We start from the raw sequence: 21,264 nt of genomic DNA, 5'->3' as shown, positions 1-21,264 counted from the left end.
ATGCGGAGCTGGGGAGCATCCGAATGAAGTGGGGATCCCTCGGTGGACATGCCAAGACGCGCTATCGTCCAGCTTGGCCTAGTCGGTCTCGTTCTTACGGGCTGCTCGGTCAAGGTCGTTGAAAATGTTGAGCCATTCAAGCTCGGCGTAACTAATGTCGGCGATGCCGTCAAACCTCGCGTTGAAAGACCCGAACCCGTAAAGCGCTATCAATTCGAGTGCCGTGGGCCAAACGGACTTCCGCTGATCATTCTGTCCAGCCTCGAAGAAGTATGGGCAAACACCCAATACAAGAAATTCTCGGATGTCGTGGTGACATTCGTCGGCCCTCAGCCGTGGGTCCTGACCGCAGAAGAAAATGCAGCGGTCAATGTTGCCGTCGCGGCCGGCGCCACGGGGTCGCGCAACGACATCCTCCTGGCAATCATCAAGGCATGCACCCGAAGCAACCCGCCAACCATCAGTACAGCACTTTTTGGCTTGGGCGGCGTACCGATCGTCAAGGGCGCCCTGACCCTGGCACCCATGGCGCCGCAATCGGCAGTCCTGACAAAGTGGCTGAAGGAAGTGGCGTGATGATCAGGCAGATGAAGAACGACGGCGGACTGGGGCGTCGGGCGCACAAGGTCACCACTTTCTGGGCTGCTTCGATCCTGGCCGTAGCCGGAATGACCGCAGTGGTTTCCAGCACTCCCGCCCACGCGGACCAGCAACGGCAGGTCATTGGGACCGGGCTGACCAAGTCCGCGGGGTCCGTACTGGACCCCCTCGGCCACGTTTGGGTGTCGGACAGCGTTGCCGGCTTCTGCCGGATGTCTGAGCCCTCCAACGGCCAGCCGGGCACGATTGATAAGAGCACATGCTTGGGCGGGAGCTCGCAAGGCGGCAGCAAAGGCCCAGTGTTGCCCGGAGTCGCAGTCGTCCTGGATCCGACCCCTTCCTCAGTCGGAAGCGGCGACGAGACCGCGTTCATCCCGGACGCCGCGGCCGGGAGTTCGCGCCTGGTCAGGGCGGTTTGGGATCCGCCGTCGGACCTTTTCGAGTACAGCAGTACCCTGTCCATCCTTGATGGCGATGTTCGCCCAAACGCTGTCAGCGATGGCCCCGACGGCAACATCTACCTGTCATTTGCGAACGCACGATCGATCATCAAGATCGTCGATCCCACCATCATGCACCCCAGCATCGAGACCATCGCATCGGTGACCACAAAGTCCCTGGGCCTGGTAGCCGCGGGACGGGACAGCAACGGCCACGTCAGCGTCTATGTCCTGGAAACCACCGGGATGAAGGCCTTCTCAGCCCCCGATGATGGGGATATGACGAACTATGTGCCCGCGGCTTCCTACAACGTGGGAATTGCGTCGTCCATCCATTATGACTACGACGCCAACGTTATCTATGCCGGTACCGGAACGGCGGCCACGGCTGCTGACGCCGGAAAGGACAAGGTATCGAAACTTGACCTGACAACCGGCGTCGTCGACAACTCGTGGGCCTTGGGCTTCAGCAAAATCGGCGGACTCGGGATGCGGGGCGGCCAGCTCCTGGTCATGGATGACCCCGGTCAGTTGAACGCGGCACCGGCCACCGGCCAAGGACGCCTCAGTATTCTTGGCGGCGTAACAGCAAAGATCACGTCCGGGCCTACCCAGGCGAATGGGACACAAGCGCCCAACCCTGACTTCACGAATGACACCACACCAACATTCGGAGTGAGTTCCGATCCCGCCGGCAGCGCCTTGGAATGCTCCATGGGCGGCGCGTGGACGGACTGCACCAGCGGTACTTACACGGCGGCAACCCTGACCAACGGATCCCAGACCTTCTCTGTCCGGCCCGCCCCCGGAGGAGTTCCGGTGTCACGGACCTTCAAGGTGGACACGGTCGCCCCGGCGCCTCCGGTCTTCACGGCGCCAAACAGCGGGCAAGTGGTCAACGGCAAGCCTGTGCTGGGCGCAACCTTCGAAACTGGCACAACCCTGGCCTGCTCGGTCGATTCAACTGCGGATAGTGCTTTCAAGACCTGCGTACCCGGAGACACCTTCAGCCTGACAACCGAGGGTGCTCACACCTTGCGGATCCGCAGCACAGACCCGGCAGGTAACGTCAGCCCTGCTACATCGATAAATGTCACAGCGGACCTGACGGCACCACAAGTGGCCATCACCGCTCCGGCAAGTGGAGCCACCGTAGGAGCCGGGTACCAATTCATGTTCTCGTCGAACTCCACGGACGTCGCAGGATTCCGCTGCCGTTTGGGCACCAACGCCTTCACGGAGTGCACTTCACCCAAGGTCTACGCTGATATCGCCAACGGTGCCAACCGGTTCGAGGTAGAAGCCAGGGATGCTGCAGGCAATACGACAGTCGCCGGCGTCAACTTCACTGTCTTCATTGCTGATACCACTCCACCCACGGTTTCAGCCGATCCCGCGGCCGGAACATATGGTCCGGGCACCAAGATAACGTTGACGGCCAACGAAGCGGGCGCCAAGATCTACTACACGGAAAACGGCACCACGCCGACAACAGCCAGCACCCTATATGCAGGTCCGATTGCGATGGGTACCAAGACGGTCAGTTTCATCGCCGTTGACGCATCCAACAATGCCTCGGCACCTCAGTCCCGAGCCTACGTACTGGACAGCACTGCTCCTGTTGTCACTCCCAGTCCGCTGGGTGGAAACATTTCGCTCGGACAGAAGATCACGTTGACCACGGAAACCGGGGCCAAGATCTACTACTCGACGGACAATTCCACCCCGACCCTGACAAGCCCGAGCGGTATCACGACTGTGACCCTGACTCCAACCGCAACCACAACAGTGAAGTACTTCGCAGTTGACGCGGCAGGCAACCAATCTGCCGTAGCGTCGCAGACCTACACAGTGCCCGCAGCACCGGCGAACACGTGGAAGGACTTCAACGCGGACAGCAAGAATGACGTCCTTGCCCGGGACAGCGCCGGCACGCTGTGGCTGTACCCCGGAAACGGAACTGGCGGCTGGCTGACCAGGGTCAACACCGGCACAGGCTGGAACAACTACAACCTGCTGGTTCCAACCCGGGACTTCAGCGGAGACGGCCGCAGCGATGTCCTGGCCCGTGACTCCGCAGGCCAGCTCTGGCTCTTCAAAGGCAATGGCCTGGGTGGCTGGCAGCCTGCAGTTGCGGTTGGCTCCGGGTGGACCGGCATGACGTCGATCGTGGCACCTGGCGACTTCAGCGGCGACGGAAAAGCCGATGTCCTCGCCAGGGATGCATCAGGCATTCTGTGGCTCTACAAGGGCGATGGCCTGGGTCAGTTCAGCTCCGGCCGGACCCAAGTGGGTTCAGGGTGGAACACCATGAACGCGATCTTCAGCACTGGAGATTTCAACGGAGACGGGAAGACAGACATACTGGCCCGCGACACCGGGGGCGCCCTGTGGCTATACCCGGGCAACGGCTCCGCTGGCTGGGGTACCCGCTCGCAAATCGGCAGCGGTTGGGGTGGCATGACTGCACTCCTTGGCCCCGGCGACTTCAACGGCAACGGCAAGGCCGATGTCATGGCCCGCGATGCCAGCGGCAACCTTTGGCTCTATCCCGGGAACGGCAGTGGAGGCTGGCTGGCTTGGAGCCAGATAGGCACAGGATGGCAGGGTTTCACTTCCCTCCCATAAAGCCGAAACAGGGGTAGCTTGCCCTTTGGAAGGGTGCACCGGAGAATATCCGGTGCACCCTTTTGGTTTGCGCAGTGGCTGTCCCGGTGTCCTCAATGCGCCAAAAGTGGCCTCCGGTCCACAGAAGGCATACTGCGATGAACTAGACTGAGGGTTTGCAAGGACCTCGTGACGCCAGCGTTGCGGGCTGTGGCTGGCGTATAAGAATCTCGTCGGCACGAACTACCGAGGAGAGTCTTGACTTTCGACCAGGCAGGCCAACCGGACCTCTCCGTTGTGATCCCGGTCTACAACGGAGAACGGATATTGGCGGCAACAATGGCCCGTCTCACCGGCTATTTGACCAGTGGCACCTCCGAGATCATCATCGTGGAAAACGGATCCACGGACAAAACACTTGAGGTTGCACGTCAGCACGCTGTTGACACTCCCCACGTCACCTTCCACGTACTCCAAAGCCAGAAGGGGATGGGCAACGCCCTCAGGACCGGCATCGAAGCCAGTTCGGGCCGCCGGGTGCTTCTCACTGCGGACGACCTCCCTTTCGGAACCGACGACCTCGACGAAGACAAGAAGCTGGACCCGAAGCCCCATATCGTCATCGGTTCCAAGGCGCACAAAGACTCCAACATCCAGCGCAGTCCTCTGCGGGGACTCACCACTTTCGGTTTCAAGACCCTGCGCCAGGTCATCCTTGCGTCCAGGGTTGGCGATTCACAGGGAACGTTGATTGTCGACGGCGACTGGTTGCGGAGCATGGTCGACCGCTTCGACGATCCGGGCTTCCTTTTCAGCACGCAGGTTGTCTACGCAGCGGAGAAACAGGGTTTCACAATCGTCGAGGTGCCCGTCACCCTGGCGCCCGACGACGATCCCAGCGAAACCACCATCCGCATTGCCGACGTCGTCAAGATGTTCAAGGGATTGCTGGCCATGCGCCGCCGTCGTCGTGAATTTGCAGCCGCGCCCAGCACAGGAACCCACGCGTCATGACAGGATCAATTGCCGAGACGCCCTCGAACGATAACGACCTGAACCAGGAACAGCCACCGGCGAAGAGCGCCAAGTCCAAGCTGGTCGACTTCGCCCGGCGGGCCTTGGTCGTCCTCGTATTCGCGGCAGCTGTCTACTTCATCGCCACCCAGTGGCCGCAGGTGCAGGCCACAGTATTCGCCCTGCAGTGGTGGCAGATCCTTCTGTCCCTCCTCGCTCTCATCCCGGGAGTCCTGCTCGGCATGTACATGTGGCGGGTAGTGATGAGCAGTCTCCTGAAGTCCGTGGACATCGAACCCCCGGGACTGGTCCTCAACCAGATCTACCTGGTGGGGCAGATCGGCAAGTACCTTCCTGGATCTGTCTGGGCCTTCGTCCTGCAGATGGAATTGGGCCGTAAGAACGGGATTGCACGAGCCCAGGTCTTTGTGGCCTCACTGGTCAGCACCGGAATCACCATTGGTGCGGCCCTGGTAGTCGGCGCGTCGTCGCTTCCCATCCTTGTCCAGCGGGAACCCAACCTGCAGTGGCTGTACGTGATCCTTCCGGTGGTCATCCTGGCCATGAACCCCAATGTCGTAACCTTCCTCGTCAACACTGTCCTTAGGGTCTTCCGGCGCCCGCCTCTCCCCGAGCGGATTCAAGCCAACACCATGGTGAAGGCTTTCATTCTCGGTGTCCTCATGTACCTCTGCTTCGGGCTCCATCTGTGGATCCTGGTGGGCCATGAGGCCACGCTGGACCTTGCCACGTTCCTTGTACTCACCGGTGCCCTGGCCTTGGGCATGACCCTTGGGGTGCTCGCCTTCCTGCTTCCGGCTGGTGTGGGGGCCAGGGAAGCGATCCTCATCCTGGCACTGGCCGGAATGATGAGCGCAGGCGCGGCTACGGCCATCGCAGCCCTCTCCCGGATCATGTTCACGGTGGCCGACCTGCTGTGTGTGGGCATCGCCTACATCCATTTCCGCTGGCGGCACCCAACTCTTGCCAAGGCCCCTGCCGAGCAAACGGACAACAACGCCAACTAGCGGCCGGTTCCGCAATGGCAACCAGCCCTCAAGGACGCAAGCCCCGCAGACCGCCCAAGGCAGTCAGCCAACTTTCATACACATGCCGTGCTAAGGAGCAAGGTACCACCATGACCTCAGGAACCTCGGGGGCAACTGCCCAGCGCCGACCGCGAACCAGCCGGCGCTACTTTATGCAGCACGATTGGCATTGGGGCATCGTCACCGCCGCGATAGCGGCCGTTGCCTCCATCATTCCCAGGCTCTTCAATCCCACGTTCTACTACTGGGATGACATGATGCAGTCCTTCCTCCCCCTGTGGCGCCACATGGGCGAGGAGATCCGCTCCGGCCGTTTCCCCTTAATGGAACCCGGTGGATGGGTAGGCGGCAACATCGTGGCCGAAGTCGGCTACGGCATCTTCAACCCGGTGAACATCGTCAACTCGGTCATCGTTTCGAACTTCGAAAACCTGTCCCTGGCGAGCTACTTCATCATCATCCAGTTCATCGCACTGCTGGCCTTTGGCACCTACATGCTCGCCCGTGACTACGGCTCGAACCGGCCCTTGGCACTGGCCGCCGGCGTTGCAATCCCCTTCAGTGGATTCACGCTCTTCTATGAGGCTGCCCGCTGGCCCGGAGGCCTGATGGCGTTCGCATGGATCACCGTGTTCTGGTGGTCGGTTCGCCGCTACGCACGCCGCAACACCTCCCCCTTCCTGCCTTTCCTTCTGGGCTTCCTCACCATGACTGCCGGCAACCCCTACGGCGCGATCGGCGTCATCCTGGTCCTCGGTGCCGTGGCCGTCGAGCTGATGCTGATGCGCCACTGGCGCAGGCTCATCCCTATCGTTATCGTGGGCGCCCTGGTAGGACTGACAGCGGTCCTCGTGTACTTCCCGCTGCCTTTGAGCTCCGCTGTTACCGTGCGGCAGCAGAACGAAATCCTGAACGACCTCTTCCTGTCACCGGATATGTCGTCGCTGCTGACCATGAGCACGTCCTCGATGACTCCCCGTATCAACAATTTCTGGGCGCCTATCGACAACGTACCGTCCAGCTACCTGGCCTGGTTTGTCCTTCCGCTGCTTCCATGGCTCGATTTCCGGAGCTTCCGCGGCCGGTCCCGCCAGATCTTCAGCATCTACGTCATCACCGGTATCTACTTCCTGCTGACCTTTGCACCTTCACAGGTGCTGGTCTTCCGCTGGCCGATCCGCCTGATCGAATACGTCTACCTCGGTGTCATCGTCCTTGTTGCAGTGGTCGCCTCTGCCGGACTGAAGACCACTGCCTGGAAAAAGCGGCTTTTCATCACCGTGGCGATCCTCGCTTTCGGCACGTATCGGGCGTGGTCCATGGTTCCCGGTGGCGGCAAGTGGCAGATCTTCACGCTGGCTGTCACGCTGGGCCTGGTCTGCCTGGCCATCTTTGGCTGGCGGCGCTTTGGATACAAGGGCCTGGCGGCCGTATTGGTTATTGGAACCATTGCAACGCTTGGAATGCAGTCCAGGCAGTTTGTCCCCAATAACGCTGTGGCAGGAATTGGATCGCCGGTCGATGCCGAGACGCTTCGGGATGCCACCAGCGACTACAAGGGCAATACCATCCAGATCTTCAACACCATGAAGATCACTGGAAAGGAATTTACCGGGGGCCAGTTGCTTTATGGCAACCAGATCCTCAACGCTGACGTCAACAACAGCATGGGCCGCTACAGCGGAATCAGCTTCACCACGTACGTCAACGCCCTGTGCATGAACTACCGTGGCGAGACGTGCCCGCTCGCCTATACGGAGCTGTTCAAACCGGCCTCCGACAAAATCGACGCCACACTTGCAGACGTCCTGCAAGTGGAAACGGTCGCGGTGCAGAAGACCCTCATAGCACCTGATCAACTTAAGGTTGCACCGGGATGGTCGATCGTTTCCTCTGACGACTCCCGGACCATCCTGCGACGGGACAAGCCCCTCCCCTACCCTGGAACGGTTTCCTGGGCATCTGAGGGCGTATCCGTGCAGGACTCCGTCCGGAATGGGACTGATGAGAAGGTCACCCTGTCCGGCTCTGGCAGCGCCGGTCAACTCACGCTCGCCCGACTCGCGTGGCCCGGCTACTCAGTCAAGGTTGACGGCCAGCCGCAGACGCTGACCCAGGGACCCGCAGGCGTCATACTGGTCGACGTTCCAGCCGGAGCCAAGTCAGTCGACATCACATTCACGACGCCGGGACTCACCATAGGACTCGCCGCGCAGGCTCTCGCCTGGTTCGGGATTCTGCTCTTTACCGTCATCCATTATGTTCGCCGACGCCGGAACACCACAGCAGCTGAGACCACAGCACCGAAGACCGCACAGAAGGTGACTGTCTAGGACCCAAAGCACGACGGTTCCAGTCAGCCCAGGAGCGTCCGTCCCGTCACGGGATGGACGCTCCTTTTCTCGCTGGTGACGGCTCACTTGGGTATCCCGCATGTCCCGGAACACGGAGAAGGCCCCCCTTCTCCGTGGAGATGGGTGGCCTTCCTGTCCAGTACCCGGTAACGGGCTACATCACATTCGATACGTCAGCGGTCACGCAGCCAGGCTACGGCTTCCTGGGCTGGACCCTCGAACTGCACGGTTCCGTCCGAAAGGACCACCCCGCGATCGCAGATGCGGGCAATCATGTCCAGGTCGTGGCTAACCACAACCAGGGTACGGCCTTCATCAGAGAGTTGCTTGATTTTGGCCAGGCACTTCTTCTGGAAGGGTTCGTCGCCGACTGCCAGGATTTCGTCCACCAGGAAGATGTCAGGCTGGGTATGGACAGCCACTGCGAAGGCCAGCCGAAGGAACATACCCGATGAATAGAACTTCACTTCGGTGTCAATGAACTGCTCAATCTCGGAGAAAGCCACGATGTCATCGAACTTATCGTTGATCTCCTGCTCCGTCATACCCAGGATTGCAGCATTGAGAAATACATTTTCACGCCCGGACAAGTCCGGGTGGAATCCCGCGCCAACCTCGATGAGACCGGCAACCCGGCCCTTGGTCCGGACCGTACCCTTATCGGGAAGGATAACGCCCGAGATGAGCTTCAACAGCGTGGACTTGCCTGAACCGTTGAAGCCCAGCAAAGCGACGGTCTCCCCCGGCTGGATTTCGAAGCTGACATCGTGCAGGGCATCGAACTTCCTGGTCAGGTCTCCCTTGCGGCCCTTCACGAGCCAAACAAGGGTCTCTTTCAGCGAGTGCGAGTGCCGAAGATTGAAGGTTTTCTTCAACCCTTTGACGATTACTGCGGCGCCCAACTAAACCTCCTGCGCAAAATGGCCCTCGAGCCGACGGAACACGAGCTGGCCGATGACCAGGAACAGTGCTGCCATGCCCAAACCAACGAACCCCGTGATCAGAAGATGCGGTGGCAATTCCACCGGCCGGTCCACGGTGGGGTACCAGAACGCCCAGTGGAACAGTTCCACAGCCACCGTAATCGGGTTCAACTGATAGACGAACAGGACCCACGGTGCTGCCAATCGGCGGATCATGGTCCAGTCATAAAGCACCGGCGAAGTCCAGGTAATGACCATCATCAGCATGTCAACGATGTTCTCCGCATCGCGGAAGAAGACGTTGATGGCTCCAGCCAGCAGACCCAGTCCAGTGGCCGTGACCGCAACAATGACGAATCCCAGGAGGGCACCGAAAAGCTGCATAACGTCAGGATGCCATCCGTTCAGCAATGCAGCAGCAAGCAGCACCACCAGTTGCGGCAGGAAGTGGACTGCGGCCACCCACACGGACGCCACGGGGAAGAGCTCGCGTGGAAGGTATATCTTCTTGACCAGTGCTGCATTCGACACAATCGAACGCGTTGCGTTGGAGAAGGCTTCGGTGAAGAAGTTGATGACAATAACGCCCGAGAACATGTAGAGCGCATAGTTGGGGATCTGGTCCCCGACCCTCAACACAATTCCCAAAGCGAAGAACAGCACGACGTACTGGACCAATGGCTTGACGTAGGACCAAGCCAAGCCAAGGACGGACCCGCGGTACCGGACCCGAAGTTCCTTGCGGACGATCAGCTTCAGAAGGAAACGCCGGCGGTAGACATCCAGAAGCCCGGCGCCTACCCCCGGAACAGCATATGTATCAGTGGAATTGGCCATCGCTACTTGCTGGGCTCCGACGCTTCAAAGGTTTCCCGCCATGATTCCATCGAAGTGATCTCCGGAAGGGCTTCGCGGTATTGAGCCCGGAGCGTTTCCCAGTTCGAGAAAAGCTGTGCGTGCAACTTGGCGGATTCGACCACAAGTTGGCGGGCCAATTTCGGATCGCGAAGGTGCCATGATGCACCGGTACCGTCGGCGTTGGAGACGACTGCACTGTCCAAGTGCGCCAAGCTCCACCATTTGCCATCCTGGTGGGCAACCTGGGCTTCGGGGTTTTCCTTCGCGGACTCTCGGACGGGAGCCAGGGTCTGCTTCAGGACCGTCTTCACGGCCCAAGGAAGCAAGCCAAGGGCACCGGGCTGCTTGTAGGACTGCGGCTTCTTCGGCGGACGCTTGCGGAACACCTCGGGGAACGCACCCGGGTCAGTCTTGACCTGTGAGTCCGGGAACTCCTCGCGCATGGCACGCAGCTTAGGCATTGTGGTCGGCAACTGCTGATGCAGGTTGCCGGGCCCCGCCAGGACATCCTTGAGCGCCATGATGCGAGCCTGCTCAGGGTAGTACTGCATCGAGACCAAGTGCTTAACGTCGGCATTCAGGCTTTCGCGAAGAATGCGACCACCCTTCGGGAACGGCGAATGCAGCAACGTGGCAATGAGGCGGTTGCGCTCGTGATAGTAGGCCTGCCAGTCGACGGAGTCGTCCTTGTCGGCCCAAGAGACATGCCAAACGGCAGCACCCGGCAAGGTCACGGTCGGGAACCCGGCAGCGCGACCACGAAGGGAGTATTCGGCGTCGTCCCACTTGATGAAGACCGGCAGCGACAGGCCGATTGTCTCCACAACGGTCTTGGGGATCAAGCACATCCACCAACCGTTGTAGTCCGCGTCCCAACGCCGGTGGAGCTGGGGTGTGGACCGCAACCCGGCGGCGGAGAAGTCGTGGTTGCCCAGTCCTTCCACGGGACCCCAGAGGAAACGGTAGAAGTTCACGACTTCGGAGTAGGCGTGCAGCACGGACTTGTTGTACATGTCGAACATGTGGCCACCCACGATCGTGGGCTTCCGGCAAAGGTCGGCGAAGGCCACCGCGCGCATAACGCCTTCGGTTTCCAGCTCAATGTCGTCATCGAGCAGCATGACGTAATCGCTCTTGTCTGAGACGACCATCTCGTACATGTTGCGGGCGAAGCCACCTGAACCACCGAGGTTTCCCTGGTTGATGATCCGCAGCTGTTCGCCCATGGACTCTGCAACGGCGTCAAATCCGGCTTCGTCGGCAACCTTCTTGTTGCCTTGGTCCACAATGATCAGTTCAGCGAGGATTTCACGCAGGCCCGCATCGGCGTCGATCGACTTGATGGTTTCAAGGCAGTAGTCGGCGCGGTTGAAGGTGGTCACGCCGAGCGTGACCCGGCCCTGCGGGCGGCCTTCATCCGGCACGGCCCAGTGCGCGGTCTTCAGCGTCATGCCGTCCCCACCGGCAATCAGGTCGAACCAGTACCAGCCGCCGTCTCCGAAGGGTGCCAGCGTCAATTCGAAATCGTTGCTGGCCGAACCCTCAACAAGCACCGAGTCCACGCGCTGAGAGGCTCCGCGGGCGTTGGAGCGGTAAACGATGACCGTTCCTTCGCCCTCGGTCTCGAGGTGAAGGACGGTCTTCGTGGCAATGGTCCATTTCCTCCAGTAGCTGGCAGGAAAGGCGTTGAAGTAGGAACCGAAGGACAGACGCTCGCCACGGCGCACCTGCACCGAGCCACGATCCAGGATGTCTTCCGGGTGCAGCTTTCGGGCCATTCCGACCGCCTGCACGACGGCGCTGCTGCCGCCGTCGTCCTTCTGCACCTTGCTGGTGTCGGGGTCGACATAAAGGGGCAGCGTGTCGAGGTCGCGGTTGGCGGGGAAAATCACCCGCTGAACGATGCGCAGGCTCTCCTGCGTTGAGGCTTCCGAGGCATTTTCAGCCGTCATGGCAGTCTCCTGGCTTTCGTTGGTAGTAGCGGTCATGCGTCCACTCCTCCGCTTTCAAGCTTGGCGCCACCCGTGAAGTGCGGCTTGATCTTGTTATCGAACATGGACAGTGCCGAGCCGATGGCCATGTGCATGTCGAGGTACTTGTAGGTTCCGAGCCGGCCACCAAACAGGACCGACTTCTCGCCCCGGGCCAGGTCGCGGTAGGCCAGGAGCTTCTGGCGGTCATCGGAGGTGTTCACCGGGTAGTACGGCTCGTCGCCCTTTTCTGCAAAGCGGGAGAATTCGCGCATGATGACAGTGGCATCCTTGGTGTAGTCCCGCTCCGGGTGGAAATGGCGGAACTCATGGATGCGGGTGAAGGCGGCATCGGCGTCGGGGTAGTTCATGACAGCGCAACCCTGGAAGTCCTCGATCGGGAGCACTTCTTCTTCAAGGTCGATGGTGCGCCACGACAGGTCGCCTTCTGCGTAGTCAAAGTAGCGGTCAACCGGGCCGGTGTAGATAACCGGAACCTGGCCCAGCACCGCAGACCGGCCGTACTCGCCGTCGTCGAAGAAGTCCGCGTTCAGGATGACTTCAATATTGGGGTGGTCCGCCATGCGTTCGATCCAAGCGGTGTAGCCGTCAACCGGGAGGCCCTCATACGTGTCGTTGAAGTACCGGTTGTCGTAGTTGTAGCGCACGGGAAGCCGCGAGATGATCTCTGCCGGCAGGTCCTTGGGATCCGTCTGCCACTGCTTGCCGGTGTAGTGCTTGATGAAAGCTTCATACAGGGGACGGCCGATCAGCTGGATGCCCTTGTCGTTCAGGTTCTGGGGATCCGTGCCCGCGAGTTCTCCGGCCTGCTCTGCGATCAGCGCCTTCGCCTCCGAGGGGCTCAACGCGGAACGGAAGAACTGGTTGATGGTGCCCAGGTTGATGGGCATCGGGTACACCTCACCCTTGTGGTTGGTGTAAACCTTGTGCTGGTAGCTGGTGAACTTCGTAAAGCGGTTCACATACTCCCAGACGCGTTCGTTCGAAGTGTGGAAGAGGTGCGCGCCGTAGCGGTGAACCTCGATTCCAGTCTTCTCTTCGTTTTCGCTGTAGGCGTTTCCTCCAATATGGTGGCGGCGATCAAGAACCGCGACCTTCAGCCCCAACTCGGTAGCGGCGCGTTCTGCAATGGTCAGGCCAAAGAAACCCGAGCCGACGACGACGAGATCAGCGTTCACAAACTCTCCTGTGTATTGGCGTGCGGGCACAGAAATGCCCACGTCTACTGGTCAAGGCTACCCGACGTTCCGATTGTTCCCCGATTCGGGGGCCGGCCGCGGAAGCCCTTCCCATGGGTCGAAAAAGCAAACGGGAGGCCTGGCACTGGGCCAGCCTCCCGTCCATCCTTGCGTGAAACTTGGTACTAAAGCGCGATCACGGAGCCTGAATCGGCCGATTCAAGTACGGCCTCTGCAACCCGGAGCGTCTCAAGGCCTTCGGCCATTGTGACAATGTTCATCGACTTTCCGAGGACAGCGTCCCGGAAAGCCTCGTGCTCCATCTTCAACGGCTCACGCTTGGCCAATGCGAAACGCGTGGATGAGCCTTCCGAGACCCCACGGAATGCCGCGACAGAGTCCCAGTCCGTCTGGAACGTTCCGTTCTCGATGAATGTCAGGTCAGCAGAAATCGTGTCGGCGATATAAGCACCACGCTCACCCAGGACAACCGTGGTCCGTTCCTTCATGGGAGACAGCCAGTTCACGATGTGGTTGGTGACAACCCCGCTCTTCAGGTGGCCAATGGCCGTGACCATGTCCTCGTGCTGCCGACCGCTCCTGGACGTGGTGTGCGCCATGACGTTGACGAAGTTGCTTTGCGCAAGCCATGCCGTGAGGTCGATGTCATGCGTGGCCAGGTCCTTAACCACCCCCACATCTGCAATGCGCGAGGGGAACGGCCCCTGGCGCCGAGTGGAAATCTGGTAAACCTCGCCGAGGTCTCCGTTGCCCAACCTGTCGCGAAGGCTTTGCAGTGACGGGTTGAACCGCTCGATGTGACCAACCGCGCCAATCAAGCCACGGGAGTCGAAGGCTTCGGCGATCCTGCGGCCGGAAACGGAGTCATTCGCGATGGGCTTTTCGACGAGGCAGTGCACGCCGGCCTCGGCGAGCTTCAGTGCCACTTCCTCGTGAAGAACCGTTGGCACAGCAGCGACAGCCATGTCAATGCCCTGCTCAATCAGTTCATCCACGGAGCCGCAGACGGTCAATCCATTGGCAACGTTGTGCGGGTCCCCGAAGGAATCCGCTACGGCCACCAGGTCCACGCCTTCGAGTTCACGGATGACGCGGGCGTGGTGGCGCCCCATCATTCCCAATCCGATGAGGCCTGCGCGGAGATTCGCCACTAGCTGCCTGCCTTTGCAACGGCGTTGACCGCGGCAACGATCCGGTCAAGGTCGTCCTGGCTCAACGACGGGTGAACCGGGAGCGAAAGCACGCTTGCCGCCGCTTCCTCGGTAACCGGCAGGTCATCGGAGGTCTGGAACGGAGCGAGCCGGTGGTTAGGGATGGGGTAATAGACGCCACAGCCCACGTTGTACTCCTCGCGGAGTGCCTTCGCGAAGCCGTCGCGGTCCTCTGCGATGCGGATGGTGTACTGGTGGTAGACGTGCTCGTAGCCGTCCGCAACCTTGGGAGTGACGACGCCCTCAATGTTGGCGTCGAAGAAGGCTGCATTTTCCTGGCGTGTCTTCGTCCAGGCTTCGACTTTGGTCAACTGCACGCGACCAATTGCAGCATGGATATTGGTCATCCGGCAGTTGAAGCCGACCAGTTCGTTCTCGTACTGCCGTTCCATGCCCTGGTTACGCAGAAGCCGAAGCCGGCGCTCGACGTCGGCCAGGCCCGTGCTCACCATGCCGCCTTCGCCGGACGTCATGTTCTTGGTGGGGTAAAGGCTGAACATTGCGAAGTCGCCGAACGTACCGACCTTGCGTCCGTTGACGGCCGCGCCGTGGGCCTGTGCAGCGTCCTCGAAGACCTTGACGCCGTGCTTTGCCGCGAGTGCGCCAATGCCGTCAACATCGAAAGGGTGTCCGTAGAGGTGGACAGGCATGATGGCAGCCGTACGATCCGTGATCTTCGACTCGACCGAAGCGGGGTCCAGCGTGTAGTAGTCCGGGTCGACGTCGGCGAAGACGGGCGTCGCGCCGGTCAATGCCACGGAGTTCGCGGTGGCAGCAAAGGTGAAGGACGGAACGATGACTTCGTCCCCGGCGCCGATACCGGCAGCCAGGAGGCCAAGGTGCAAACCGGAGGTGCCGGAGTTAACGGCCACCGCTGCCCTGCCGTCGAGGAGGACCTGCGAGAACTCCTGCTCGAAGGTTGCCACCTCCGACCCCTGGGCGAGCTGGCCGGAAGCCAGCACGGCGTCTACGGCCTTCCGCTCGTCTTCGCCAATGATGGGCTTTGCGGGGGGAATGAATTCGGGGCTCATGCCTCTACCTCTCGAAGAATCTCGTTCTGTTCAACATACGTTGCGCCGGTTTCGGGGCACACCCAGTTCTCTCCGCTGCGCTTCAGCGGGAATCCGGCCTTGCCAACCCAACCATGGCGCTTGGCCGGAACTCCGACCATCAACGCAAAGTCCGGGACGTCTTTGGCTACTACTGCTCCGGCAGCCACGGTGGCCCATCGTCCAATGGTCACCGGGGCGACGCACACGGCGCGGGCGCCAATGGACGCACCTTCGCGAATCGTGACGCCCACAGGTTCCCAATCATGGGCACTCTTCTGGCTCCCATCCGGGCCAACGGCACGGGGGTAGGTGTCGTTTGTCAACACCACGGCCGGGCCGATGAAAACGCCGGCTTCCAGTTCCGCGGGCTCATAGACAAGTGCATAGTTCTGAACTTTGCAGTTGTCCCCCATCTTGACCCCGGTGCCAATGTAGGCACCCCGTCCTACGATGCAATTGACGCCAAGTTCGGCCTGCTCGCGGACTTGGGCCAGATGCCAAATCTTTGATCCATCACCAATTACAGCCTTGTCTGAAACATCGGCGCTCTCCGCAACCACTATCACCGGTGAAGGTCCTTCCTCATTGAGCACACGCGACAACGAAACTCATCTTAGCTGAGACACCATGCCACGGCGTCAAGTCACCGGCATGGGGAACAGGCTTGGCCCTGTTGTCCACATAGGCCATGAGGGGTCCTGAACTCCCATCGCCGAGTGCCTATCGTCGGTGGTGAAGCAGTCCATTGCGAAAGGAAACACAATGCCCCTGGAGTGCACACTGGTCCGCAGCCCCGGTGCGGAGCGGAATGCCGAGCCCACGGAATTGTCCATCGCAGTGCCTGCTGGAACGTCCGGTGTCGACGTTCAATCCCTCATTGCTGAAGCCCATGGCACTGCTCTTCTTACTGTTCAGGGACAGGAATTAACTGCTCTCACCGTGGGAATTCCCCCGTTGGTTTCCGGCGCCATCCTGGTGGACGGCCCTCCGCTGCAGCCCCGGAGTCGGGAGGGCGGATCGGTCCCGTTGGTACTTCTGGCCCACTCCGGCCCGGCCGCCGGCTCGGTTTTCCGGCTCCGCCGCGGGCGGTTCATGATCGGACGCGGCCAGGTCGATATCCAGATCCCGGATTCGGCGATGTCACGGGAGCACGCCGTATTGGAGGTTAGCGGCACGGCAGTAGTGGTGAGCCAGATGGAAGGAGCTGCACCCCTGTATGTCTGCGGGAAGGCAACGCGGCGAAGCCCCATCAACTCGGAATCCTCGATCCGCTGCGGCAACTCGACTTTCAGCATCTCCTCTGACATAGGTGCCGTATCGCAGTTATCTACTTTCGCTGGATGCTCGGTTGAAGAGCCCCTGGACGTGGTGCACGCATCACCCACAACCCGCCGCCTGCCCTTGGCGTTGGCAGCAGGACTGCCGCTGATAGCCGGCGTAACCCTGGTCGCTGTCACTGGCACATGGATGTATCTCGGATTTACTGCACTTTCCGCAGTCAGCCTGCTGGTCCCGCTTCTCACTGGCCGAAAAGAGCGGAAGGACCGGCTTCAGGCCCTTTCCCGCGCCGTGCAGGAAGATATTGCCCGACGCCGGCGGTGCTCTCCCTCGGCCGCCGATATCGTCATGGCAAAGTACCGTCCACCCCTGGCCATGGGAGCGGACAGCCAGGAACTTCAGTATCCGGCTGGGCCTTGCCAGCCAGAAAAGAGTCCGACGGCGGACGGGGAGCCGACGTCGGGCGACGGCACCTGGGTGCGGCTCGGCACCATGATGAATTCCACGGCGAATGTTCGCATGGTGCCTCACGATCCCCGTTTCCGTCCGCCTGCCATCGGGACGGCCGCTGTGACATTGGATCCGAAGATCCCGCTGGTGAGGCTTCGTGGACACCAGGACCATGTGGACGCCTTGCTCCGATTTGTGCTGATGCAGTTAGGCAGTTTCCAAGGCTCGTCCCAGACACCCATCATCCTGCTGGGACCGATCAGAAGACTGCCCTGGCCCGCCCGTTTCCTCAGCACCGTCACCCTGGCAGCCAGTAACCTGACTGCCATCACTGCCCTTAACCGCCATGGCATTCCGCCTGGCAGGCTTTTTGTCATCGATGATCCCGGCGGAAGCGGTACTGAATCCATAGCATCGGTGCTGACAGCCGCACGCCGGGTTGGCTGGCAGGTCATTGACTGCTCCGGCTCGGCGCCGCAACTGCTGCCAACTGTTGAATTGGGGTCATCCGGTACCGCTGGCGTCCTTCGGGTGGAAGGCTCCCACCAGGACTTCATCCCCGACCTCATCCCCGTGGACGTCTTTGACGCTTTTTGCCGGTTCTTGGCGTTGGAGACATGGAACAAGGGGGCCGGTGACGGCGACGCCATTCCCGACAGCTGCTCGTTTACTGATTTGCATCAGGGCGGACCGCGCAGGCTGCTGCGACGCTGGGCCGACCCCATAAGCCGAACCGGTCTTACTGCCGTGCTGGGCCAGGGCGGCGCTGGCCCCATGACCTTCGATTTCAAGATCGACGGCCCACACCTTCTGGTTGCCGGGACCACGGGCTCCGGGAAGTCGGAACTGCTGCGAACCTTGGTAGCATCCATAGCCCTAAACCACTCACCGGACTACGCAACGTTCTTGTTCATCGATTTCAAGGGTGGTTCGGGTTTGGGTCCGCTCGCGAGCCTCCCGCATTGCGTAGGGATGCTGACCGACCTCGCCAAGCATCATCTAGACCGCGCACTCGTCTCACTCCGTGCCGAAATCAGCCGCAGGGAACAAGCGCTTGCAGAGGCGGGAGTGTCAGACCTGAGTCAGTACCACTGTTCGGATCGGCAGCCCTCCCCCATACCGCACCTGCTTCTGGTCATTGATGAGTTCCGCATGCTCGTGGACCAAGCGCCCGGCGCTCTTCAAGAACTCATGCGCATTGCAGCCATCGGGCGTTCCTTGGGAATTCATTTGGTGATGGCAACGCAAAGACCCCACGGAGCCCTCACGGCCGACATCCGGGCCAACGTCACCTCCAGCATTGCGCTGAGGGTGCAATCCGACGCAGAGTCTTTGGACATCATTAACAACAAGGCTGCGGCTTCCATCCACGTCGGGAGTCCGGGACGCGCGTTTCTGGCCAGGGCCTCAGGTGACGCCGAAGAATTCCAGACAGCATCACTGGACGTGCCTTCCGCAACGGCGTCTTCCGGATCCGGGTCCGCCTACGGGCAGGTCCTCGTCAAGCCCGCTGCCCAGGCCATATTGCAACGCGCTGCCGCCGACGCCGGGCCCGATGCGCGCAGCGACCAGGCGAGCGCCGGGACGGCCACCATAGCGTCCACTCTCCCTGAACTCTGGCAGGCCATGGGCGGACTGCATCCGCGCTCTCCTATAGCCGACCCGCTGCCCGATTCCATAGCCTGGAACCACAGTCTCCCCGCCCCCGGACAGGCCCAAGGCGAAGACTCCACAACAGTCTCATCATGGCGCGTTGGACCCTTCGCGCTGGTGGATGTGCCGGCCCAGCAAGTCGTCGAACCCTTGATATGGATTCCTGCCCAACATGGACATCTGGCTATGATCGGCAGCACATCCAGTGGCGTGATGACCTCCTTCAGGGCAGTGGCCGCCATGCTGGCCACAGCCCATCCACAACCTCACCTCTACGTCCTTGACGCCATCGGTCTGTTGGAAGACGTGGCCCAACAGCAACTCCTCGGGGGCCGGGCGGGGCTGCATCAATTGTCCCTCGCGGCGCGAATCGTCAAGCGCCTTGCAGCGGAGTTGGATGTTCGACGCGACCCCCGGAATGCCTCACGATCCGGCACTCCACTTGTACTGATCGTGACGGGGTGGTGCTCGTGGTCCAACGCCATGCGGAACGGGATTTTTGGATGGGTAGAGGCGGCATTGCACGACATCGTCCGCGACGGCACGCCCCTCGGCATCTCTGTGCTGATCTCAGGTGAGAGAGAGCTCGTCAGTTCGCGCTTCTTCGCCGCAGTCCCCAATCGGGCGTACTTTCCCAGCGGGTCCACGGAGGAAGCGCGTTTCCATTGGCCGCGGCTTCCCGAGATCGAAGACGTCGCTGGTCGGGCTGTGGTCACCGGTAATTTCATTGACGGCCACTCCAACGTTGCACAGTTCCGGGAAGCTCCAGGGTCCGGCGCATGGCCCTTCAAGGACCTGGAGAATTCCGAACCGCCTTTTCGGATCAGGCCACTTCCTGACACGCTTAGCGCCGAGGAGTTCTTTCGGTGCCTGGAAGAAGTGCGGCAAAGAGCTGTTGTGCCCGCAGCCTGCACCACGGCTCCGCTCCCCCGGGGCTCGGATCAGTTCTCCCCAGATGGAGATGCACGAGCGCCCCTGTGGTTGGGCGTTGGGGGCGATGAGGCCATTCCGGTTGCCCTCCCTCTTCCGGAACGGGGCGTCAGCGCCATTTTGGGTGGGCGCTGCTCCGGCAAGAGCTCCGCGCTGGCGGGCCTCCGGCAACTTAACCCACTGGCGCCGTGGGTATACCCTGACGGAGCCGGCGATACAGGTTCGTTTTGGGCTTCCATCGCCGACCAGGCAGAAGCCGGCGCCTTGGATCCCAACAGCATCCTGCTGGTGGACGACGCGGACGCCATGAATGCCGAGGGCCGCCATGCGCTCACCGCACTGACAGGTAGAGTCCGGGGAATCGTGCTTACAGCCACGACGGGACCGGCACTCGTGCATCACTTGCCTCTGGCCGGCGACGTGCGGTCCTTTGGCACCGGAGTGGTCTTGGCCCCGTCAACACCGCATGACGGTGAACTCTTTGGAGTAAGGCTCGACGATGTTGGCGCCGCACGCCCAGGCAGGGGTTTCGTTATCCAAGGAAAAGAGGTGACTCCATATCAAGGAGCCCTGGCAGCCCTTTGACGTCTGATGACGAGGACGGAGCGGCCTATAGTGCCGCTGAAGTGCCGCCGGTCCGTGATGCGTAAGCGATGACGTCCTTTTGGAACAAGAACACTATCGCCGCGAGCGCGGGGATGATCATCGCCAAACCTGGCAGCACCAAACCGCCGGTCATGGTGGGGAATCCGATGGTGAGGACGAACAACTGTGCCACCAACGCGGCCGCACGGGTCCACCGGTAACCCCGGAACAGGAAGTGGCCTACGGCAAACAGCCACGCAGAAAAAGCCAAGAGCAACCCCAGGGTAAAAATCGCACCCCAGAACGTCAGCACAGGCGCACCGGTAAGCAGCTCGAAAGCGTACCAGGCAGCGGCGCCCAGGAGAGCCAGTGCTTCCAGTACGACAACCAAGGAAATGACTGCGACGCCGAGCGGTCGCGGAGTGCGTCCGGGTGCCCCGGTCGTGCCGGGCGTCGGTGTCCCGGGCCCGTCTTTTCCGTCGGGTTCGGGCGTGGATTGGCTGGGGTTAACTGGAGGTCTTGACACACTGGCACACTACCGGACATAGTCATCTAGCAGTGAGGGCACCGGCCGCTGATGTGATGCATCGCTCACGGATTCCGGGCATTTGGTCCGCTAACACCCCTTGTTTACAAGGCGTTAACATGAAACGCTTGACTCAGACGACCAAGGGGGCCCATGCGGGCCCCTTTCCTTTGGAGCCTCTCGTGAATGTTTTCACAAAAGGGGCCCTACTAGTTCTCACGAATGGAGTGACTGATCAGCATGGATTGGCGTAATCGCGCAGCCTGCCTCGACAAGGACCCGGAGCTCTTCTTCCCAGTCGGCAATACCGGACCAGCACTTCTCCAGATAGAAGAAGCCAAAAGCGTTTGCCGTCGTTGCCCGGTGGTTGATACCTGCCTGCAGTGGGCCTTGGAATCCGGACAGGACGCCGGCGTCTGGGGCGGCATGAGCGAAGACGAGCGCCGCGCACTCAAGCGCCGGGCAGCTCGCGCACGTCGCGCTTCCTAGGCATAGAACCCAGCAAGAAGGCCGCGGACCCCAGGGGTCCGCGGCCTTCTGTTTT

The 21,264-nt window shown here is 61.0% G+C and carries 15 protein-coding genes; 7 read left to right on the top strand and 8 right to left on the bottom strand.

Translation table 11 applies throughout. The annotated features are described in order from the left end of the window. Nucleotides 1-48: 48 nt before the first annotated feature. The 5 genes from ABHM97_RS08450 (at nucleotide 49) to ABHM97_RS08430 (ending at nucleotide 8,043) form a co-directional block, all read left to right on the top strand. Complete coding sequence (locus ABHM97_RS08450; protein ID WP_235520587.1) at nucleotides 49-576, top strand: hypothetical protein; 528 nt, start codon at nucleotides 49-51, stop codon at nucleotides 574-576. Then, on the top strand, nucleotides 576-3,668 hold the full coding sequence (locus ABHM97_RS08445) for a chitobiase/beta-hexosaminidase C-terminal domain-containing protein (protein ID WP_349470533.1): 3,093 nt from the start codon (nucleotides 576-578) through the stop codon (nucleotides 3,666-3,668). Before ABHM97_RS08450 ends, ABHM97_RS08445 begins: the two co-directional genes overlap by 1 nt. Nucleotides 3,669-3,905: 237 nt before the next feature. Further along, nucleotides 3,906-4,661 (top strand): glycosyltransferase, encoded by a 756-nt coding sequence (locus ABHM97_RS08440; RefSeq protein WP_257369190.1) that lies wholly within the window; start codon nucleotides 3,906-3,908, stop codon nucleotides 4,659-4,661. Then, nucleotides 4,658-5,689, top strand: a complete 1,032-nt coding sequence (locus tag ABHM97_RS08435; protein WP_257369191.1) for a lysylphosphatidylglycerol synthase domain-containing protein — start codon at nucleotides 4,658-4,660, stop codon at nucleotides 5,687-5,689. Before ABHM97_RS08440 ends, ABHM97_RS08435 begins: the two co-directional genes overlap by 4 nt. 110 nt (nucleotides 5,690-5,799) lie before the next feature. Next, nucleotides 5,800-8,043, top strand: coding sequence for a hypothetical protein (locus ABHM97_RS08430; RefSeq protein ID WP_349470307.1), 2,244 nt, complete (start codon nucleotides 5,800-5,802; stop codon nucleotides 8,041-8,043). Nucleotides 8,044-8,237: 194 nt separating this feature from the next. Here the strand turns inward: ABHM97_RS08430 and ABHM97_RS08425 are convergent, their stop codons facing one another. From ABHM97_RS08425 to ABHM97_RS08395, 7 genes are all read right to left on the bottom strand, one after another. Further along, nucleotides 8,238-8,966: an ABC transporter ATP-binding protein gene (locus ABHM97_RS08425; protein ID WP_257369193.1), complete on the bottom strand. Its 729-nt coding sequence runs from the start codon at nucleotides 8,964-8,966 to the stop codon at nucleotides 8,238-8,240. Beyond that, nucleotides 8,967-9,824 carry an ABC transporter permease gene (locus tag ABHM97_RS08420; RefSeq protein ID WP_235520592.1) on the bottom strand — a complete coding sequence of 286 codons (858 nt, stop codon included), beginning with the start codon at nucleotides 9,822-9,824 and terminating at the stop codon, nucleotides 8,967-8,969. 2 nt (nucleotides 9,825-9,826) lie between these two features. Continuing rightward, nucleotides 9,827-11,833, bottom strand: coding sequence for a glycosyltransferase (locus ABHM97_RS08415; RefSeq protein WP_235520593.1), 2,007 nt, complete (start codon nucleotides 11,831-11,833; stop codon nucleotides 9,827-9,829). Beyond that, the gene (gene glf, locus ABHM97_RS08410; protein ID WP_235520594.1) at nucleotides 11,830-13,014 is read right to left on the bottom strand and encodes a UDP-galactopyranose mutase; all 1,185 of its coding nucleotides are present in this window, start codon (nucleotides 13,012-13,014) and stop codon (nucleotides 11,830-11,832) included. Before glf ends, ABHM97_RS08415 begins: the two co-directional genes overlap by 4 nt. A 185-nt stretch (nucleotides 13,015-13,199) precedes the next feature. Beyond that, nucleotides 13,200-14,186 carry a Gfo/Idh/MocA family oxidoreductase gene (locus ABHM97_RS08405; RefSeq protein WP_235520595.1) on the bottom strand — a complete coding sequence of 329 codons (987 nt, stop codon included), beginning with the start codon at nucleotides 14,184-14,186 and terminating at the stop codon, nucleotides 13,200-13,202. Further along, entirely contained in the window at nucleotides 14,186-15,277 is a 1,092-nt protein-coding gene (locus tag ABHM97_RS08400; RefSeq protein WP_235520596.1) for a DegT/DnrJ/EryC1/StrS family aminotransferase, read from the bottom strand. The genes ABHM97_RS08405 and ABHM97_RS08400 overlap by 1 nt, the downstream gene beginning before the upstream one ends. After that, the gene (locus tag ABHM97_RS08395) at nucleotides 15,274-15,891 is read right to left on the bottom strand and encodes an acyltransferase (RefSeq protein ID WP_211714185.1); all 618 of its coding nucleotides are present in this window, start codon (nucleotides 15,889-15,891) and stop codon (nucleotides 15,274-15,276) included. The genes ABHM97_RS08400 and ABHM97_RS08395 overlap by 4 nt, the downstream gene beginning before the upstream one ends. A 169-nt stretch (nucleotides 15,892-16,060) precedes the next feature. On the opposite strand from ABHM97_RS08395, the gene ABHM97_RS08390 reads away from it, so the two are divergent. Then, on the top strand, nucleotides 16,061-20,194 hold the full coding sequence (locus ABHM97_RS08390) for a type VII secretion EssC family protein (RefSeq protein WP_349470305.1): 4,134 nt from the start codon (nucleotides 16,061-16,063) through the stop codon (nucleotides 20,192-20,194). 25 nt (nucleotides 20,195-20,219) lie between these two features. Here ABHM97_RS08390 and ABHM97_RS08385 read toward each other — a convergent pair whose 3' ends face one another. Beyond that, nucleotides 20,220-20,720 carry a hypothetical protein gene (locus ABHM97_RS08385; RefSeq protein WP_349470304.1) on the bottom strand — a complete coding sequence of 167 codons (501 nt, stop codon included), beginning with the start codon at nucleotides 20,718-20,720 and terminating at the stop codon, nucleotides 20,220-20,222. 240 nt (nucleotides 20,721-20,960) lie between these two features. On the opposite strand from ABHM97_RS08385, the gene ABHM97_RS08380 reads away from it, so the two are divergent. Beyond that, nucleotides 20,961-21,209, top strand: coding sequence for a WhiB family transcriptional regulator (locus tag ABHM97_RS08380; RefSeq protein ID WP_003804966.1), 249 nt, complete (start codon nucleotides 20,961-20,963; stop codon nucleotides 21,207-21,209). Nucleotides 21,210-21,264: the final 55 nt, after the last annotated feature.

The sequence above is a fragment of the Paenarthrobacter sp. CAP02 genome, assembly GCF_040137855.1.
Classification (GTDB): Bacteria; Actinomycetota; Actinomycetes; order Actinomycetales; family Micrococcaceae; genus Arthrobacter.
This window is presented reverse-complemented; position numbering and strand designations above follow the sequence as displayed.

Excerpts from the sequence above, each read along its gene's own strand:
- ABHM97_RS08450 (WP_235520587.1), top strand. The coding sequence starts at position 49 with ATGCCAAGACGCGCTATCGTCCAGCTTGGCCTAGTCGGTCTCGTTCTT.
- ABHM97_RS08435 (WP_257369191.1), top strand. The coding sequence starts at position 4,658 with ATGACAGGATCAATTGCCGAGACGCCCTCGAACGATAACGACCTGAAC.
- ABHM97_RS08420 (WP_235520592.1), bottom strand. The coding sequence starts at position 9,824 with ATGGCCAATTCCACTGATACATATGCTGTTCCGGGGGTAGGCGCCGGG.
- ABHM97_RS08380 (WP_003804966.1), top strand. The coding sequence starts at position 20,961 with ATGGATTGGCGTAATCGCGCAGCCTGCCTCGACAAGGACCCGGAGCTC.
- ABHM97_RS08445 (WP_349470533.1), top strand. The coding sequence starts at position 576 with ATGATCAGGCAGATGAAGAACGACGGCGGACTGGGGCGTCGGGCGCAC.
- ABHM97_RS08390 (WP_349470305.1), top strand. The coding sequence starts at position 16,061 with ATGCCCCTGGAGTGCACACTGGTCCGCAGCCCCGGTGCGGAGCGGAAT.
- ABHM97_RS08400 (WP_235520596.1), bottom strand. The coding sequence starts at position 15,277 with ATGAGCCCCGAATTCATTCCCCCCGCAAAGCCCATCATTGGCGAAGAC.
- ABHM97_RS08430 (WP_349470307.1), top strand. The coding sequence starts at position 5,800 with ATGACCTCAGGAACCTCGGGGGCAACTGCCCAGCGCCGACCGCGAACC.
- ABHM97_RS08415 (WP_235520593.1), bottom strand. The coding sequence starts at position 11,833 with ATGACCGCTACTACCAACGAAAGCCAGGAGACTGCCATGACGGCTGAA.